Origin of the sequence: Rhodococcus sp. NPDC056516, assembly GCF_042794655.1 — a bacterium.
Classification (GTDB): domain Bacteria; phylum Actinomycetota; class Actinomycetes; order Mycobacteriales; family Mycobacteriaceae; genus Rhodococcus_F.
The window spans coordinates 36144-53362 of sequence record NZ_JBHTTG010000010.1 but is presented as its reverse complement, the minus strand read 5'-3'; the positions used below and the strand labels follow the sequence as shown (position 1 = coordinate 53362).

The following is a 17219-nucleotide window of genomic DNA, read 5'->3' as shown; positions in this document are numbered from 1 at the left end:
GCCTCCCGCTTGCATTGCCGTCAGTAGAGATTGCCGTCTGTAGAGAGTTCACGGTATCGGCCCACCGCAATCCTTCCTGTCACACAATGCGCCTAAATCCGAGCCCTGCAGTTGTGCAATGTCGCCGTCGCATCACATTGCGCTCTCGACCAGTGTTGTCACCGAGCCCAGCCGAAAGCAGGCCTGACCTTCATTCTTCCCCTCTCCGACGATCACTGCAGCCGTAACTCACGCAGATGGTGCCGACGGATCGAGTGGGCGACGTTGCACACCACAGAACCGAGGTTTCTCCGATGGACCAATTGCTCAGCGGTATCAAAGTTCTCGACCTCACCCGTGCTCTCGCGGGGCCTCTGTGCACGTCACTGCTCTCCGACTTCGGCGCCGACGTGGTCAAGGTCGAAACCCGTGGCTCCGGCGACAGTTCGCGTCAGTGGCCGCCGTTCGACGGCGATCGAAGCCTCTACTTCGCTTCCGTGAACCGCGGCAAGCGGTCGATCGCCATCGACATGCGCAGTGACCGCGGACGGAAACTGCTTCGCAGCCTGGCACTCGACGCAGACGTGCTGGTCGAGAACTTCCGTCCGGGAGTGCTGGCCGACATGGGGCTCGATCCCGATTCGCTCGAGCAGGAGAATCCGGGGCTCGTCGTGATGAGCATCAGTGGTTTCGGCCCGGTGGGCCCGGACCAGTTCGCGCCCGGACTCGATCAGGTGGCCCAGGGGATGTCCGGGCTGATGTCGGTCACCGGCGCCGGGGATCAGACTCCGATGAGAGTCGGTATCCCCATCATCGACACTGTCTCGGGCATCTATGCAGCGTTGGGGATCACGGCGGCGCTGGCCTCTCGCGGTCGCGATGGTCGAGGGCACCGCGTGCAGACCTCGCTGCTGGAATCCGCGATCTCGATCATGACCTTCCAGGCGCAGGACTACCTGAGCACCGGACGCGTTGCGACGCCGAACGGCAATACGCACCCGACGATCACGCCGTACGGCGCTTTCGACACCGCAGACTTCCCGATCAACATCGCCACCGGCTCGGACAAGCACTGGATCGCGCTGTGCTCGGTACTCGGTGACCCCGACCTCGCCTTCCGTGCCGAATATGCCACGGGTAAAAAACGTTTGGCGCACCGAGACCAACTGACCAAAGAACTCGAGGACCTACTGACCACCAAGGTGGCGGCGCAGTGGATCTCCGAGATCCGCGGTGCCGGAATCCCCTGCGGCCCGATCCATTCGATCGATCAGGTGTTCTCCGACCCGCAGGTCGAGGCATTGCAGATGGTCGAGCAGACCCAGAGCGCCGACGGAACGTCGATTCCCGTTGTCCGCGGACCGTTCTGGGTGGACGGCAAGACCCTTCCCGTCAGGAATGCGCCACCCATGACTCTCGGCGGTGACGCCGACGACGTACTCACCGACTTCGGCCTGCGCCCGGAGGAGATCGAGGATCTTCGCGCCAATTCTGTGATCTGACCGCACACTAGTAACAGAGCAGACGCTCTGTTACTGTGCGTTCATGCCTCGGCCACGCGTTCACGACCTCGACACGCTGCTCGACGCTGCCGAAAAACTTGCCGCCACTGCCGGGCCGAGTGCTGTCACGGTCCGGGCAGTCTCCGACGCCACCGGTGTATCCAACGGGGCGATCTATCACGCATTCGGCTCTCGCAGTGGACTGGTCGGTAGCGCGTGGCTGCGTGCTGCGCGACGATTTCTCGCGCTTCAACAATCGAGAGTGGACGACGCTCTCGCGGACCCGTCGCCGACTTCGGCGGTTTCCGCCGTCGTCGCGGCCGCCGAAGTTCCGGCAGTCTTCGCGCTCGACTACCCACAATCCGCGTTGCTGCTGTTGACGATCCAGCGCGACGAACTGCTCGGCACCGACGTCCCTGCCGACATCGCCGAGCAACTCACACAACTCGACCGGTCTCTGGTCGAGTTGTTCATCCGGTTGTCGACCGCGCTCTGGGGCCGCAAGGACGGCCGAGCCGTCGAGGCAATCGAGGCCTGTGTTGTCGGCCTGCCTACCGGACTGCTCATCCATCCCGCCAAACGCGCCGACGGTTGGCGAGTCCCCGACGCCGCAGCACGCGCGCGGTTGGATGCCGCCGTTCGAGCGGTTCTGCATCTCGACCCACCACTGCCCAAGCCACGCAACAGGAAAGGCCAATCATGACCGCAACTCTGCGCTTCGAAGAAAAGATCGCCGTTCTCGATCTCGGCGAGGACGAGAATCGTTTCTCGCCGGATTGGCTCGATTCCGTCGACAAGCTACTCGACCAGGCTCTGAGTGAAGGCGCACACGCCCTGGTCACCACGGCGACGGGCAAGTTCTACTCCAACGGACTCGACCTCGACTGGCTGGGCGCGAACGGCGACAAGGCGAAGTGGTATGTGCAGCAGGTGCAGTCGCTGTTCGCCCGGATGCTGACGTTCCCCATGCCCACCGTCGCTGCGATCAACGGCCACGCCTTCGGAGCCGGCGCCATGCTCGGCATCGCGCACGATTACCGCGTCATGCGCGATGATCGCGGCTACTACTGCTTCCCGGAGGTGGACATCAACATCCCCTTCACCGAAGGAATGGCAGCTCTCATCCAGGCCAAACTCAGCCCGGCGTCGGCAATCGTCGCCATGACCACGGGGCGGCGATACGGCGGAAGTGACGCATTCGCAGCCGGTTTGGTGGACTTCACCGCATCCGTCGACGCTTTGACCGCCAAGGCCATCGAAATGGTTGCACCGATCGGCCCGAAGAATGCGGGCACGCTGGGGGCAATCAAGTCGACGATGTTCGCTTCAGTGGTCACTGCCCTGCGCACTGAGGGGCAATAGGGCCGGGAAGCGTTCTCGCAGAGCGGCTTCCAAGTCGTCTCAGGAATCTGCGCGGCGCTGGGAACCACGCCGGAGCTGGCCCGTCGCGGTCGCGACGGTTTTGCGCCGCGTTCAGACCTCCCCGCTCGAATCCGCGAGGTCGATCATGACCCTCCAGGGCAGAAAGACCACCCTGAACAATCGGCGGGTGTCGACACCGAAGGGCTGGTCAATGCATCGCAGATGGTCCAGCAGACACACAGCGCCGATAAGGCACCCATTCCCGCTGTCCGCGAACCATCCTGGCTTCACACAAGACTCGTCTCGCCAGGTATGCACCACCCATGACTCTCGGCGGCGACGTGACGCCGACGAGGTACCTACCGACTTCGGCCTGTGTTCGCAGGAGATCGAAGATTTGCGCACGAATTCGGTGATCTGACCATGAACGGCGCGTCCCCACTTCTGCTACCACCTCATAGAACGCGCTGGATCGCCTGAACGCTTTCTGCATCACTTCCTTCAACGATTGTGCGACATCCTGCTGGCGAACCCACTGAGTTCACCTTCAGGCATCGACACGTGGCGCACTTATTTCATTTCACATCGATCCGGATCAGCACGGTAGACGTGACGTCGGTTACGCTACCGAGCATGGCTGACAACGTGAACCAAGAGAAGGTGCAGGAACTCGTTTCCCTCCATCTCGTCGGCGAGCGGTTTCATGGCACAGGCACGCCGGCTGCCGCGCTTGCGGAAGTCGTTGCGCTCGACGACTTGATTCGTAGAATTGCGCGGTTGATTTGGAAAAATGAGAATCCAAATCGAACGCGCGCACTCCGAAATTTCGACTCAAATGCAGATCTCCGGCTCACGGATATCGCACCAGGCAGCAAGACTCCAACACTTTCACGAATTACACAGGAATCTGATCTGGCACTATTCGACGCCGACCCGCTTGGGCCAGCTATCGAAAAGGCCGTGGATGCCTTGATCGAGTATGTAAAAGCGGCGGCAACTGGCGGGGAAATTCCGGAGGTAATTCGCCAGGTCGGCGGCGCAAAGATGAAGGGACTAGGTAGATCGCTCACTTCTGAGCAATACCTTCAAATAGACCGACCACAGTCACAAAATTGGACAAAGGCTCCCAGATTTACTGCTGATTCACGAAACAAAGCACTAAGTAGGCTCAATGCCAATTTCAAGAAGACAGTAGAACTTGACGGTCAGTTGAAGGCGCTGGATTTGCTTCAAAAGAAAGCAACTCTCCAAACCTTTGACAAAGGGTTAGTTCAAATAAGTTGGCAGAACACCGGCCTCAATTTCAATGTTGACGAGCGGGCTGACCAAGGTATATTCTGCACTGTTTCCGGACGCGGCGAATTCAATTCGTCCGGAAAGCTTATTAAAATCGAGGATGAGGTTGATATTTCTAACCTTGTAACTGCAGAGACCCGAGATCGTAAGCCAATTCTCGCATATTTCTTGGGTAAGCGAAAGTTACATGAGTTAACCCGCCTTGACGACGGTTGGATCGACGGAAAATCGGGCGCTCCGATCGAACATGCAGTGATCAAGTTCGCGGAATTACTTCATACGAATCTTTTAGGCCGGGAATTGAACACACAATTCATATTCCCAACCGAAAATGGTGGCCTTCAGTTCGAATGGCCACAGTCCAACGGTAAGGCCAGCGTGGAGATAGAAATCGACCAAACCATAATCTCTGCATATGCTCATAGAATAATTGCCCCGCCACCCGGATACGCCGAATTCGATATAGAAATCGACATCGAAAACTCAAGCGAATCTGAATGGCAACGTGCAATCATCGGAACTGCAGGGTGGATCGAGAGAAATCAATGACTGGTCACGAAAGTATCGAAGAGCCTGACAGGTTTCGTATCGACACTCTGGGCGCGGAGCTGTATCGGGTAATAATTGATCAGTATGAAGAAAATGGTCATGTCACGTATCGCGCATTCATGCTTACCAACGAGGACAAGGAAGACTCAAACCGATCGTCTTTTGTGCAGGGGAAGATAACCGATCCCTTGACCGCCTACACAAACAGATCGGACACAATCCGTAGACGCAAAGAGGCCGAAGGTAAGGACTTCGTGCCTCCGTACGGCACCGTAGGCTTTACTGTCGAGGAAATTGAAAGGGTCGGCGCAGAACTTGGCATCGAAGATACCCCACCAGTTCTGACAGCTTGGGACGACGCTCATATGGCTGATCGCCCCGACGATCATGCGCACGTCGATTATTCCCTAGTCGCCAACAGCAAGGGACAAGTGCGGAACGTAGCGAAGCAGCTAGCCGACCAAGCCAAGGAGAATGGGTGGAAGTTCGTACCCCGCGACGCCGACCCTCGCACTTGAAGTCAACTTAAGCGACTTCCCGTGGTCTCGTCATGGATCGTCTCGAAGGCCAAGATTCGTGGCCTGCTCGGTATGTCCTGTGAATGCTTGCTCGATTGACAGTTCGCTCAACCATTACATGGATCGACTACTTGATTCTCTGGACCGCCAAGGCCATTGAAATGGTTGCACCGATCGGCCCGAAGAATGCGGGCACACTGGGGGCAATCAAGTCGACGATGTTCGCTTCAGTGGTCACCGCTCTGAACACCGACGGCTAGAAGCGACGGACTGTGGTTTCGCAGAGCCGCTTCCAGATCGTTGGCAACACTCTCGGGATCGCGGCCTTCGGTGCTCAGAACCACGTCGACTCCACTCAGCGTCGGCATCGAACCGGCCAGCAGTTGTGACGCCTCCACCAACTCGTCCAACCCGGCCCAGCCGGTCGGTTCACGCTCGATGATTCTGGTACGCAATGTATCCGGATCGGCCTCGAGGCGCGCCAGCAGGTGCCCCTCGGCGCCGGTCGCGGCCAGCAGGGCGCGCCCGTAGTCGTCGTCTTCGACGGTAGCCGTGAGGAACAGGAGTTCGTACCCCGCTTCCCGGTACGACGCACACAGCATCCCGACGTGTGCGATTGCCCGTTCGGTGCCCAGCGGCGGGTAGCAGCGCTCGAGTTCGTCCACCTCGATCATCGCGTTGCTCACCCCGGCCTCGCCGAGTCGATCGTGAAGCGCGGTCAGCACGGAACTCTTCCCCGCGCCCGGCGGGCCTGTCAGCAGTAGTACGAACACGTCCTCCACTATTCCAGAGCCGTAAGCACGTCCAGAACCTTGTGCAGGCGCGGGGCGGCGAGAAGGCTGGAGAAGACAGATTGACGTGCACAACAGCCCTGATCGGAGCACAGCGATGACCACCACGATCACCGAAATCGCGCCGGACATCTACCGACTGTCGACGTTTGTGGACGAAGCGAACCTCACGATGAACCAGTTTCTCGTCGACGGCGAGGAACCCCTGCTCTTCCACACCGGGCAGCGAGCGTTGTTCACCTCGGCTTCCGACGCACTCTCCACGCTGATCGACATCGACCGACTGAAATGGATCACGTTCGGTCACGTCGAGGCCGACGAATGCGGGTCCATGAACTCCTGGCTTGCGGCGGCCCCCGAAGCGCAAGTTGCACACGGTGCGATGGGGTGCTTCGTTCAGGTCAACGATCTGGCCGATCGGGCACCACTTCCCTTGCAGGACGGCGACGTACTCGAAACCGGCAGCCGCCGAGTCCGGCACATCGACACCCCACACGTCCCACACGGTTGGGACGCGGGCCTGATGTTCGAGGAGACGACGTCGACGCTGTTCTGCGGAGATCTCTTCACCGCGTTCGGGCACCACCCCGCGACCACCGAGCACGAAATCGTCGGCCCCGCTTTGGAAGCCGAGGACTTGGGCCACGCCACCTGCCTCACCCCGGATCTCGAACCCACGATCCGTGCCCTGGCCGACCTCGAACCGCGGATTCTGGCCACCATGCACGCACCGACGTACTACGGCGACTGCGTCACCACGCTTCACGATCTGGCCGACTCGTACGCAACACGTTTCGCGGCCGAAATGGAAAGATGGAAGTCAGACTAGAGCCTGCACGTTCGACGTTATTCGCGCTGCCACGGACAGTGCAACGTGCTCGCGGAACGGTCTCGCCACCACCTGCACCCCGATCGGTAAACCGTTGGGGGAGAGCCCTACCGGAACCACGACCGACGGGAGGCCGAGCACACTGATCGCCCGGCAACTGGCGAGCGCGTCCATCCAGGTGAGTTCGCGACCACCCACCTCGAAGCTCTCCACACCGAGCGGCGGAGCGAGCTCCGACGCAACCGGCAGAAGCAGAACGTCGCCCATTTCGCCGAGGAATTCGCTGATCAACACCGCGCGATCCGCCCACAGCGCTTCCACCTCGGCGGAACTGCGATCATGGCCTGCCGCAAGCATGGCGGTGATGTCCGCGTCGAAAGTGTGCGCTGAACCTTCGGTGAGAGCGTGGATGTCCGCGTGAGTCTCGACCGATCGCAACGCACCGAAAAGCGCGTTGGCCCGGGGCAGAGCCAGGCCGTCGTACTCGCTCGCGTCCAGGCTGATCGCAACCGACCGAACCGCCGCCAGGATGTCTTCGTCGACGGGCATCGTTCCCTCGCCGGGGGCCCAGCGGATGTCGAGGTCGTCGACGTCGACCGAATCAGGCTCGGTCCACGCGAGATGCGGCATCGACAGGACGCGCAACGCAAGCCCCGCATCACCGAGGTTGCGGGCCAGTGGGCCGATGGTCTGGATCGTGCCGTGCATCGTCGCAGGGTTGGCGAGTACCCGTCCATCCGAAAGCACGCCTGGATACTGACCTTCCGGATCGACACGTCCGAGCGTCGGGCGAACCGAAGTGAGTCCGGTGCAGTGGGCGGGCCAACGCACCGAACCACCAAAATCCGTACCGAGTCCGAGCACGCTCATTCCGGCAGCAACCGACGCGGACTCGCCGCCACTCGATCCTCCGGGCGAGCGAACGACGCCGTCCGGTCGCACCGGACTGGTCGTGGTTCCGAACAGTTCGTTTCGAGTCAGGCCGCACGCGCCGAATTCCGGGGTGTTGGTCTTGCCGATCAGAATTGCACCGGCAGCCTTGAATGCCGCGACGGCCGGGGCGTCGACGGTCGGGACGTTGTCCGCCAGAGTGCGAGAACCCGCGGTGGTGCGCACGCCGGCAGTGGCGATCAGGTCCTTGACCGAGAACGGAACCCCGGCAAGGGGGCCGAGTGTCTCACCGAGAAGGCGTCGTTCGTCCAGGGCATCCGCGGCCGTGCGAGCCTCCTCGGCGCACACGGTGACCAGTGCGTTGAGTTCGCCGTTGCATTCGTCGACCCGTGCGAGATGTTCTTCGACGACGGTCCGCGCCGACACCTGACCCGACCGCACGGCCTCGGCGATGGATCGGGCATCACGGCCCACCCAGCTCTCACGACTCATCGCACGCCTCTCCTTGCCAGTACCCTCTGCCGAGCGTAAGGACAACGAGCAAGCCGAGAAACGACCACAATGCACATACCGACGGCTCCGGCGATGTGAGGTTTTGCCACAACGTCTGCAGCCCCGAGTGATCGGTCAGGTGCCGGTATCTACAAACCCTGCCTGATGAATGCAGCAAGCTTCTCGATCTGCTGCTCGTTTCGTTTGTAGTGCCTCCACTGGCCGATTCGTGTGGTGGTCACCAGATCCGCAGCCTGGAGTGCGGCCATGTACTGCGACGCCGTCGATTGCGACACCTTCGCCCTCGCCTGAATGTGCTTGAGGCACACTCCGACCTCCTCGGCAGGCTCGAGCTGAGGTGGAAAGCTTCCCGGGTCTTTCAACCACTGCAGGATTTGCACACGCATCGGGTTGGCCAGCGCCTTGAAGGCCGTTTCCCACTCGGTTGCTGTGTCTTCCATGCTCGTCAGCATACCGCTAGATCGCGAAATGCCGATATGTGTGGTTCACTCCCTATATCGCAACATCGCGATATACCAATGGGAGGCTGAAATGGTGCAGCACGACAAAGTGGCACTCGTGGTCGGAGCCCGAGGCGTGATCGGTGGGAACTTGATCGATCACCTCGAGTCGACCGGCGAATGGAAGATCGTCGGACTATCGCGGCGAGGCGGTACGGATACCGACCGGGTCGAACACATCGCATTCGACCGGGTCGAACACATCGCAGTCGACCTGCTCGATCCTTCACAGACCGCGGCAGCATTGAGCGGGCTGGACGGCGTCACCCACGTCTTCTACGCCGCTTATCAAGACCGCCCGACGTGGGCCGAGCTGGTTCCGCCCAACTTGGCGATGCTGGTCAACACTCTCGACGCCATCGAGCCCGTTGCGGGCGGACTCGAGCACGTCAGCCTGATGCAGGGTTACAAGGTTTACGGGGCACACCTCGGACCGTTCAAAACTCCGGCCCGCGAGAGCGATCCACCGCACATGCCACCCGAGTTCAACGTCGACCAACAGCAGTTCCTCGAACGCAGGCAGCTCGGCAAGGCATGGACGTGGTCGGCGATCAGACCCTCCGTCGTCTCCGGATTCGCACTGGGTAACCCGATGAACCTCGCGATGGTCGTCGCCGTCTACGCAACCATCTCGAAGAGATTGGGCGTCCCTCTCCGATTCCCCGGCAAACCCGGCGCGTACACCAGCTTGATCGAAATGACCGACGCCGGACTCCTCGCCGAAGCGACGGTCTGGGCCGCTACCAACCCCGAGTGCGCAAATCAGGCATTCAACATCAACAACGGCGACCTGTTTCGCTGGCAGGAGATGTGGCCGAAAATCGCCGCATTCTTCGACATGGACGTCGCGCCTCCGCTCCCGATGTCCCTCGATGTCGCAATGGCAGACAAGGAATCGGTCTGGGACGAACTCGTCGAGGAGCATCAGCTTGCTCGGACCCCGTATTCCGATGTCTCGTCCTGGGGGTTCGGTGACTTCGTATTCGGATGGGACTACGACTTTTTCGCCGACGGATCCAAAGCTCGGCGGTTCGGATTCCATCGCCACGTCGACACCGAAGCGATGTTCCTGGACATCTTCGCCAATCTGCAAGCTCGGAAGATAATCCCCTGACTGAAAACACGGCCACTCGGATCCTACGAACACTGTCACTGTCGGACCCCACGACTAACGTCGTAGGCGGGGTTTGAAAAGCAGGGGTTTCGGCGAGTCGTCGGTAGGGCCCCATGCGCCCCCCGGACCAGAGGAGCGACGATGTCGGACAATACTTTCGATCTGGAAATCCTGAGTGCCTGGACTACTTTCGAGACTCATCTCGCTCGCTACATCTCCGTGATGGAGGACGACGACACCCTCGTGGTGGAATCGCATTACGACAGCATGGACGAACTGGCCGACGCACCCGCGTGCATCCAGTTCTTCGCGTGGAACCAGACCTCCGTGCGCTGCGAAGTTCCTTCCAACAGGTTTCTGCATCCACTGCGGATGCTCGAACCGGAAGACCACTCCGCGTTGCTCGACATGGGGTTCAACGCTCCCGACCTGTGCGAGCACGAGCCCGAGGGCAATGGGTCCATGTCCTTCTACATCGACGTCGACCGCGCTCATCCCGAGGAATTGGTGACGAAGGTGCTGCGCGTCTTCCGCGAGATGTGGAGCATCGCGCACCCGTCGTTCCTACGTGCCAGCACCAGTGGACGCGAGTCGACGCCTGCCTTCGCCACGACGCCGTCGCACGCGCCCTCGGGTTCGGGCGACATGCTGCGGATCCTCGTCGACGGGGCCGTCGAACGCCTTCTCGGTCATCCGCCCAAGCGTGACGACGACGGCGACATCCCATTGGTCCGGGGTGAGCAGGTCACCTATGTGCGCGTCCTCGAAGACGACGAGTACGTGGAGGTGTTCTCGCGGGTCGTGCATTCGGTCGAGAACCTCGACAACGCTGCTGTTGTTCTTGCACAGCTCAATCGGCAGTGGCCGACCATCAAGCTCATTCTCGTCGAGCAGAGTGTGCTCGGCGTGGTCCGCGTGGACGGTGCACCCTTCGTCGCCGAGCACCTCCTCCGGGCTCTGCGCTCGTTCGCCGAACTGGCCGAAGCATCCGACGAACTCGCCGAAGAACTGGGCGGGCAACCCATCCGCGCAACCGGAGACACCGCCTTCAACGACGGCATGGCCTCCGAGCACGAAGATCCCGGTGCCGAATACGAGTCACACGAGTGCCACGAATTTCCGCCGGCCCTCATGGCGCTCCTCGAACTCGACGCAGACGGAACGGGCGAGCTCAGCGCCGAAGAGGTTGCCGTGATCTGTGAGCACGACCGCGACACCATTCTCGACTACCTGCGGATCAGCCAGGAGCAGGAGACTGCCTGGCACGAGGCGTTGACCGAGTCCATCCGCCGCAAGGACGACGACACCGACCTGTGTGCGGGCGAGAAGCGCGCGTGGACGCACGCGATCCGCAACCTCAGGCGCGGACTGCGCGTCGTCGTACTGCCCGCCAAGGATGCAGCGCCCACCCAACTCGGTCTCTTCGACGATCAGGCCTGAGAACCGGAAATCGGGCGCTGCTTGTCAGCCCGGTAGCGGGATGACGATGCCCGGCAGGATCTCGATCTGACGCGGCAACTGGGGAAGCTGCGGCACCTCGATCGGCGGTAGGCCGGGCACCTCGATGGGCGCTGGGGGAGCGGCCGCGCCCGTCGTGGGCGTGCCCGTCCCGTCACCTGAGGTCACGCCGGAGTTCGCGGGAACACCAGCCTGACCACCGATGGGGTCCGGCCACGGGAAGCTCTCCCAGTCGGAACCCTTCAGCGCGCCGTCCATCGTGCTCTTCCAAATATCGGCAGGCACTCCGGAGCCGTAGATCAAACCACCGTAGGAGTTGGTGATGGCTTGCGCGTCGGAAGTTCCGATCCACACCGCAGTGGACAGCGACGGCGTGTACCCGACCATCCACGCATCCTTGTTCTGGCCCGTGTCACCGAGCTGCGCGGTACCGGTCTTGGCGGCAGACGGGCGTCCACCGGCAAGCGCGTGACCGTTCGAGTACGACGCAATCGGCATCATCGCCTGCGTGACGTTGTCCGCGACGGCCGCCTCGAGACGACGCTCACCGGGAGACACCGGGCGATCGAGCAGGACTTCACCTTCAGCCGTCACGACCTTCTGGATGAAGTGCGGCTGCTGGTACACGCCTGAGTTGGCGAGCGTCGCATACGCGGACGCCATGTCGATGACGCGAGACTGATACTGGCCGAGCACGATTCCGTTCTCCGGCGGACCACCCTCTTGCGTGAGCGTCGGGTAGTCGAGTCCGGGAATGTGTTCGGGTAGTCCGGCCAGGTGAGCGGCGTCGGCGATCTTCTGGGGACCGTTCTCCATCGAGAGCATCAACCGGTAGAAGCTGGTGTTCAGCGAGCGCTTGAGTGCCTCGGCAATGGTGCAGCGGCCACAGGATTCGCCGCCGACGTTTCCGATCGTCACACCGTTGATCGTGAGCGGTGAACTGTCGAACCGCGCGGACAGCGGAATGTCTTCCATCAATGCTGCGACCAGACCGAAGACCTTGAACGCGGAACCGGTCTGCAGCGGCGCCTGGGCGTAGTCGAAGCCAGCTCCGTCGTCACCGCCGTAATAGGCGTCGACGCCACCGGTCTTGGGGTCGATGGACACTACTGCGGTCCGCAGGTCTTCCGGCTCGCCCTCGAGATTCCGCCTGACGGCGTTCAGCGCAGCTTCCTGCGCAACCGGGTCGATGGTCGTCGTGATCTGCAGACCAGCAGTGTTCAACGTCTGATCGCTGATACCGGCCTCGGCCAGTTCCTTGAGTACCTGGGTCTTGATGTGGCCTTCGGGTCCTGGCGCCTGGTTCAGATCGGTCGGCCGATTGGCGGGGGCGACGGCCGGGAACTGCATCGCGTCGCGATCCGTCTTGGTCAGGCTGCCCAGTTCGACCATGCCGTTGAGAACGTAGTCCCAGCGTGCTTGCAGCGCGGACAGATTGGTCTCGGGGTCCAGGAACGACGGGCTCTGGATGACGGAGGCAAGAACAGCGCCTTCCTCGACGCTCAGCTCACTGACCGGCTTGTCGAAGTACGCGTTGGACGCGGCGGCGATGCCGTACGCACCGCGGCCGAAGTAGATGGTGTTGAGATACGCGGCAAGGATGTCGTCCTTGGACCACTCGCGCGCCATCTTCGCGGAGATGACGAGCTCACGCAGCTTCCGGTCGATACTTCGCTTGTCGCCCACCAACACGTTCTTCACGTATTGCTGTGTGATCGTCGAGCCACCGCCGGCGCTTTCCTTGCCCATCACGTTGTCGCGGGCAGCGCGAGCAAATCCGGAGATCGAGAACCCGGGGTTGGTGTAGAAATTGCGATCCTCCGCCGAGAGCACCGAATCGCGGACGTGAATCGGGATAGCCGACAACGCGACCTCGGTCCGGTTTCCTTCCGCCGGCACCACTTTGCCCAGCACCGTCGTGCCGTCGGCCATGTAAATGGTGGACACCTGATTGGTCTGCATGTCAGAGGGGCGCGGGACGTCGGTCCGGCTGTACGCGACAGCAAAAACCGACGCAGGCACGATGATCATCAAGAGCACGAGAACGTAGATGGTCCGACGGACGTACCGCCACTTCGAGCGCTGCTTCTTCGCGGGCTGGGCCGACTTGTTCGACCGGGGCGAATTAGCCGACTTGCCCGACCGAGCCGACGACTGATCGCCACCCGTCGCACTCGATCTGTTCGATGGACTCACTCAACACTCCCGGTCGTGGATCCGGACTTACCGGCACCATTCCACCAGGGTGATATCTCGATCAGATAACTCCCGGCAACTGCGATACCGAAATGTCACCCTACCGGGCCGGCTACTCGCGACGTTCTGCTCGGACCGCGTTCCGATATCCACGGAACGCCAGCCCGAGAGCGACGACGCAACCGAGCAGCACCAAAGACGGCATCACGCCGGGGTCGCCCTTGGCGATCGCGACCACAGCGCCGATCAACGCCATGAGGGCGAAGACCGAGATGAAGCCGGCGATCAGCTCCATGCGCTGGGCGCGCGAAGCCCGCCTCATGTGAACCGCGCGCAGGCGCGCATCACGACTTGACGCCGCCTGCGGTCAGACCGGCGATGATGCGTCGCTGGAATATGAGAACCATGATGACCAGCGGGACCATCACGAGGGTGCCGCCGGCCATGATCGAGGTGTACGGCGTGACGAATGGGTCCGTTCCGGAGAACTTGGCCATCGCCACGGTGACGGGTGCGGTCTTGTCACTCGAGAGTTGGAGCGAGAGCAGGTACTCGTTGACCGTTGCGATGAAGGCGAGGATCGCGGTGGTGAACAGAGCCGGCGCTGCGAGCGGCAGCATGATCAGGCGGAAGGCCTGGCCACGGGTTGCGCCGTCGATACGCGCCGCCTCTTCGAGCTCCCACGGGAGTTCGGAGAAGAACGACGTCAGCGTGTAGACCGTCAGCGGCAGCACGAACGAGATGTTCGGGATGATCAGCGCTTTGTAGCTGCCGATCCAGCCGATGTCGGTGAACAACTGGAACAGCGGGGTCACGAGGGCGACGACCGGAAACATGGACGCGCCGAGGATGATTCCGGTGACGAAGTATTTGCCACGGAAATCGAAACGCGAGAGCGCGTACGCCGTGAACACGCCGATGACCAAGGCGATCAGCGTGGTCGCACCCGCGATGACGAGGCTGTTCATCAGTGCACGGGTGAAGTTCACCTTGGCGTCGGGATCGAGCGCCGCGGTGAAGTTTGAGAGCGTGAGATTGGTGGGCCACAGCGACGTCGAGAACGTGTCAGCCGGATCGCGCAACGCCGTCACGATCATCCAGTAGCAGGGAGCGAGTCCCCACACGATGATCAGTACGACGCCGATGTAGGTGCCGATCTTGCCGCGTAGTGCCTTGTTCATACCGGCTCCCCCTTCCGCTGCTTTTCCTGCGTGCTGACCGCATTGGCTCCGAGGAATCGGACCAGGATGAAGGCCACAGCGAAGATGATGAGGAATGTGATGGTGGACAGGGCCGACGCCGAATTAGCGCCGACGCGCATCTGATCGACCACCAGAACCGAGATGGTGGAGGTGGCGGGATTGGATCCCATCATGATCGCTGGCAGGTCGTACATGCGCAGAGCGTCCATCGTGCGGAAGAGCACCGCCACCATGAGTGCGGGCTTGACCAGCGGAAGCGTGATCATGCGGAAACGCTGCCACGCCGTCGCACCGTCGACCTTGGCGGCCTCGTAGACGTCGGCGGGAATCATCTGCAGACCCGCGAGGATCAGCAACGCCATGAAGGGCGCCGTCTTCCAGACGTCGGCGACGACGATCGCGAATCGTGCCGGCCAGGGATCGGCCGTCCACAGGATGTTGGTGCCGAGAATCTTGTTGGCGATGCCGTCGTTGGCGAAGATGAAGAACCAGAGCTTCGCGGTGACGGCGGTAGGGATGGCCCAGGGAATCAGCACGGAGGCGCGGAGTAAACCGCGCCCGCGGAACGTCTTGGCCATGATCAGCGCCATCGACAGACCGATCACCGTCTCGAGCAGGACCGTGACGACGGTGAAGCCGAACGTATTTCCGATCGACTGCCAGAACTGCGATCCGAGTGTGCCGGGCGGGCAGGGAATCGAGCCGTTGGCGGTGTTGCAGGACTGGGTGATCCAGTTCTTGTAGTTGTCGAACCACGTGAACTGACCGGTGACGAACATGCCGGTCTCGGGGTCGAGCTTCTTGCCGTCGCTGTGCATCGACATCCAGATCGCTCGTCCGAGCGGATACAGAATGATGACGGCGAGAACGATCAGCGACGGTGCGACGAACGCCCACACGGGAACTCGTCGACGCTTCTTCGGCTTGTCGGCCGACGCAGGCGGGGGCGAGGTCGGTGGGGGTGGAGTAGCTGCAAGGTCAGGCAGAACCTTGGTCAGGGATGTCCCTGCTGCCTCGGATGCCGACGGCTCTTCTAGCGGTTCCGGTGCACGGTGTCTCCCACCAACGCCCGAACGGTCGGGACCGGTTGAACCGGCCCCGACCGCGGGGTTGGTAGGCACAGCCGCGGAAGGATCCTGCGGTTCTGCCATTGCTTATTGCTCCTGGTAGATCAGTTACCGGCGGTTTCGATGCCGGCCTTGGTGTCCGCCAAAGCCTGCTCGACGGTCTTCTCGCCGCGAATAGCAGCGTAGGTGTTGTCGGAGATCGACTTCGACACCTGCGTGTAGTACGGCGTGACGGGACGCGGCTGAGCGGTAGCGAGTGCTTCCTTCAGGGTCGCGAAGTACGGGAACTGAGCGAGCACTGCCGGGTCGTCGTAGACAGCCGAGAGGACGGGCGCGCCGCCGACCTCGGTGAAGTACGTCTGCGACTTCTTGGTCTGCATGAACTCGAGGAAGTCACGAGCCGTTGCCGGTGCGTCCGAGTACGCGCTGATGCCGACGTTGTAGCCACCGACCGTCGAAGCACCCGGTCCGTCGACACCCGGAAGAACGGTGTAGCCGTACTTGCCGGCAACCGAGGTCTTCTCACCGTCGACCGAGAAGCCGGACCACGTGCGCATGAAGAGTGCCTTGCCGTCGCCGAATGCGGTCTGCGACTCGCCCTCGGAGTAGGTCAGCGCTTCCTGCGGGATGGTGTTGTCGGCGAAGTTGTCGACGATCGACTGAACGCCAGCCTTCGTCTTGTCGTCGATGGCCGGGGTGAGTCCGTCCGGGCCGACCCACGGGCCGTCGAAGGCGTTGGTGATCTCGGTGGTGTTCACCGTCAGGCCCTCGTAGTTCTTGAACTGACCGATGTAGCAGGAGATGCCGGCTTCGACAGCCTTCGGGCAGTTTTCCTTGAGCTCGGCCCACGTGGTGGGAGCCTTCTCGACGAGGTCCTTGCGGTAGTACAGGAACGCGGCGTTGGTGTTCTTCGGCGCTGCGTAGAGCTTGCCGTTGTAGGTGCCCGAAGCGACGGTCGACGGCAGGAGGCCGGACTCGTCGATCGCGAGGTCACCCTCGAGCGGCAGCAGCCAACCGTTTGCGGCGAACTGGGCGGTGTTGACGACGTCGACACCGATGAGGTCGTACTCGTCGCTCTTGGCCTGCATGCGCTGGGTGATGTCGTCGACCTGCGCGTTGGCTTCCTTGGCCAGCGGCTTGAGCGTCACCTTCTCGTCCGGATGCTCGGCATTCCAGTCGGTGATGATGTTTTCGAGCGCCTCGTTCAGGGCATCCTGCCCCTCGACGATCGTGATGGGTCCGCGGCCTTCGCTCGAGGACGATCCCCCGGATGCGGCCGTCGTGCTGGTTCCGCTGTCCTTGTCCGAATCGGACGAGCAGCCCGCCAGTACCAGCATGGACGCTGCCGTGGCTGCAATTGCAGCGCGGCGCATCGCCTTCGAGTTCAGAACCATGGATTCGCTCCCCGTATGTGTATGACAAATAGACGGTCACCGAGAGCCTGCTCACGGC

Annotated in this window: 16 protein-coding genes and 1 pseudogene; 9 read left to right on the top strand and 8 right to left on the bottom strand. The window is 61.8% G+C overall.

The window, feature by feature from the left end; genetic code table 11:
* Nucleotides 1-293 precede the first annotated feature (293 nt).
* The 6 genes and pseudogenes from ACFQ6Y_RS27635 to ACFQ6Y_RS27610 form a co-directional block, all read left to right on the top strand.
* Complete coding sequence (locus tag ACFQ6Y_RS27635) at nt 294-1481, top strand: CaiB/BaiF CoA transferase family protein (protein ID WP_378639702.1); 1188 nt, start codon at nt 294-296, stop codon at nt 1479-1481.
* A gap of 43 nt (nt 1482-1524) precedes the next feature.
* Nucleotides 1525-2184, top strand: coding sequence for a TetR/AcrR family transcriptional regulator (locus tag ACFQ6Y_RS27630; protein ID WP_003946066.1), 660 nt, complete (start codon nt 1525-1527; stop codon nt 2182-2184).
* On the top strand, nt 2181-2843 hold the full coding sequence (locus tag ACFQ6Y_RS27625) for an enoyl-CoA hydratase-related protein (RefSeq protein WP_378639699.1): 663 nt from the start codon (nt 2181-2183) through the stop codon (nt 2841-2843). The genes ACFQ6Y_RS27630 and ACFQ6Y_RS27625 overlap by 4 nt, the downstream gene beginning before the upstream one ends.
* Before the next feature lie 633 nt (nt 2844-3476).
* Entirely contained in the window at nt 3477-4688 is a 1212-nt protein-coding gene (locus ACFQ6Y_RS27620; protein WP_378639696.1) for a hypothetical protein, read from the top strand.
* Entirely contained in the window at nt 4685-5206 is a 522-nt protein-coding gene (locus ACFQ6Y_RS27615) for an endo-1,4-beta-xylanase (protein WP_378639693.1), read from the top strand. Before ACFQ6Y_RS27620 ends, ACFQ6Y_RS27615 begins: the two co-directional genes overlap by 4 nt.
* A gap of 152 nt (nt 5207-5358) precedes the next feature.
* Nucleotides 5359-5466 (top strand): annotated as a pseudogene (locus tag ACFQ6Y_RS27610) (enoyl-CoA hydratase/isomerase family protein); the annotation flags it as partial.
* Here ACFQ6Y_RS27610 and ACFQ6Y_RS27605 read toward each other — a convergent pair.
* Nucleotides 5434-5979 carry a hypothetical protein gene (locus tag ACFQ6Y_RS27605; protein WP_378639691.1) on the bottom strand — a complete coding sequence of 182 codons (546 nt, stop codon included), beginning with the start codon at nt 5977-5979 and terminating at the stop codon, nt 5434-5436. The pseudogene ACFQ6Y_RS27610 and the gene ACFQ6Y_RS27605 sit on opposite strands and share 33 nt — an antisense overlap.
* 115 nt (nt 5980-6094) lie before the next feature.
* Between ACFQ6Y_RS27605 and ACFQ6Y_RS27600 the strand changes: the two genes are divergently transcribed.
* A complete protein-coding gene (locus tag ACFQ6Y_RS27600) occupies nt 6095-6826 on the top strand; it encodes an MBL fold metallo-hydrolase (RefSeq protein ID WP_378639689.1) in 732 nt (243 codons plus the stop codon).
* On the opposite strand, the gene ACFQ6Y_RS27595 is transcribed toward ACFQ6Y_RS27600, so the two are convergent.
* Complete coding sequence (locus tag ACFQ6Y_RS27595; RefSeq protein ID WP_378639687.1) at nt 6818-8209, bottom strand: amidase; 1392 nt, start codon at nt 8207-8209, stop codon at nt 6818-6820. The genes ACFQ6Y_RS27600 and ACFQ6Y_RS27595 overlap by 9 nt on opposite strands.
* A 149-nt stretch (nt 8210-8358) precedes the next feature.
* Nucleotides 8359-8670, bottom strand: coding sequence for a helix-turn-helix transcriptional regulator (locus tag ACFQ6Y_RS27590; protein ID WP_230817715.1), 312 nt, complete (start codon nt 8668-8670; stop codon nt 8359-8361).
* Between the two features lie 91 nt (nt 8671-8761).
* Here ACFQ6Y_RS27590 and ACFQ6Y_RS27585 point away from each other — a divergent pair, with 91 nt between their 5' ends.
* Together ACFQ6Y_RS27585 and ACFQ6Y_RS27580 are read left to right on the top strand one after the other, a co-directional pair.
* A complete protein-coding gene (locus ACFQ6Y_RS27585; RefSeq protein ID WP_378639684.1) occupies nt 8762-9844 on the top strand; it encodes an SDR family oxidoreductase in 1083 nt (360 codons plus the stop codon).
* 141 nt (nt 9845-9985) lie between these two features.
* The gene (locus ACFQ6Y_RS27580; RefSeq protein WP_317553928.1) at nt 9986-11284 is read left to right on the top strand and encodes a hypothetical protein; all 1299 of its coding nucleotides are present in this window, start codon (nt 9986-9988) and stop codon (nt 11282-11284) included.
* A gap of 24 nt (nt 11285-11308) precedes the next feature.
* On the opposite strand, the gene ACFQ6Y_RS27575 is transcribed toward ACFQ6Y_RS27580, so the two are convergent.
* The 5 genes from ACFQ6Y_RS27575 to ACFQ6Y_RS27555 form a co-directional block, all read right to left on the bottom strand.
* Nucleotides 11309-13498, bottom strand: a complete 2190-nt coding sequence (locus ACFQ6Y_RS27575) for a transglycosylase domain-containing protein (protein ID WP_378639681.1) — start codon at nt 13496-13498, stop codon at nt 11309-11311.
* Nucleotides 13499-13610: 112 nt separating this feature from the next.
* The gene (locus ACFQ6Y_RS27570; RefSeq protein WP_378530039.1) at nt 13611-13820 is read right to left on the bottom strand and encodes a hypothetical protein; all 210 of its coding nucleotides are present in this window, start codon (nt 13818-13820) and stop codon (nt 13611-13613) included.
* Between the two features lie 22 nt (nt 13821-13842).
* Complete coding sequence (locus ACFQ6Y_RS27565) at nt 13843-14679, bottom strand: carbohydrate ABC transporter permease (RefSeq protein ID WP_378374740.1); 837 nt, start codon at nt 14677-14679, stop codon at nt 13843-13845.
* Nucleotides 14676-15851 carry a carbohydrate ABC transporter permease gene (locus ACFQ6Y_RS27560; protein WP_378530037.1) on the bottom strand — a complete coding sequence of 392 codons (1176 nt, stop codon included), beginning with the start codon at nt 15849-15851 and terminating at the stop codon, nt 14676-14678. The genes ACFQ6Y_RS27565 and ACFQ6Y_RS27560 overlap by 4 nt, the downstream gene beginning before the upstream one ends.
* A gap of 20 nt (nt 15852-15871) precedes the next feature.
* On the bottom strand, nt 15872-17161 hold the full coding sequence (locus tag ACFQ6Y_RS27555) for an ABC transporter substrate-binding protein (protein WP_003946022.1): 1290 nt from the start codon (nt 17159-17161) through the stop codon (nt 15872-15874).
* Between the last annotated feature and the right edge of the window lie 58 nt (nt 17162-17219).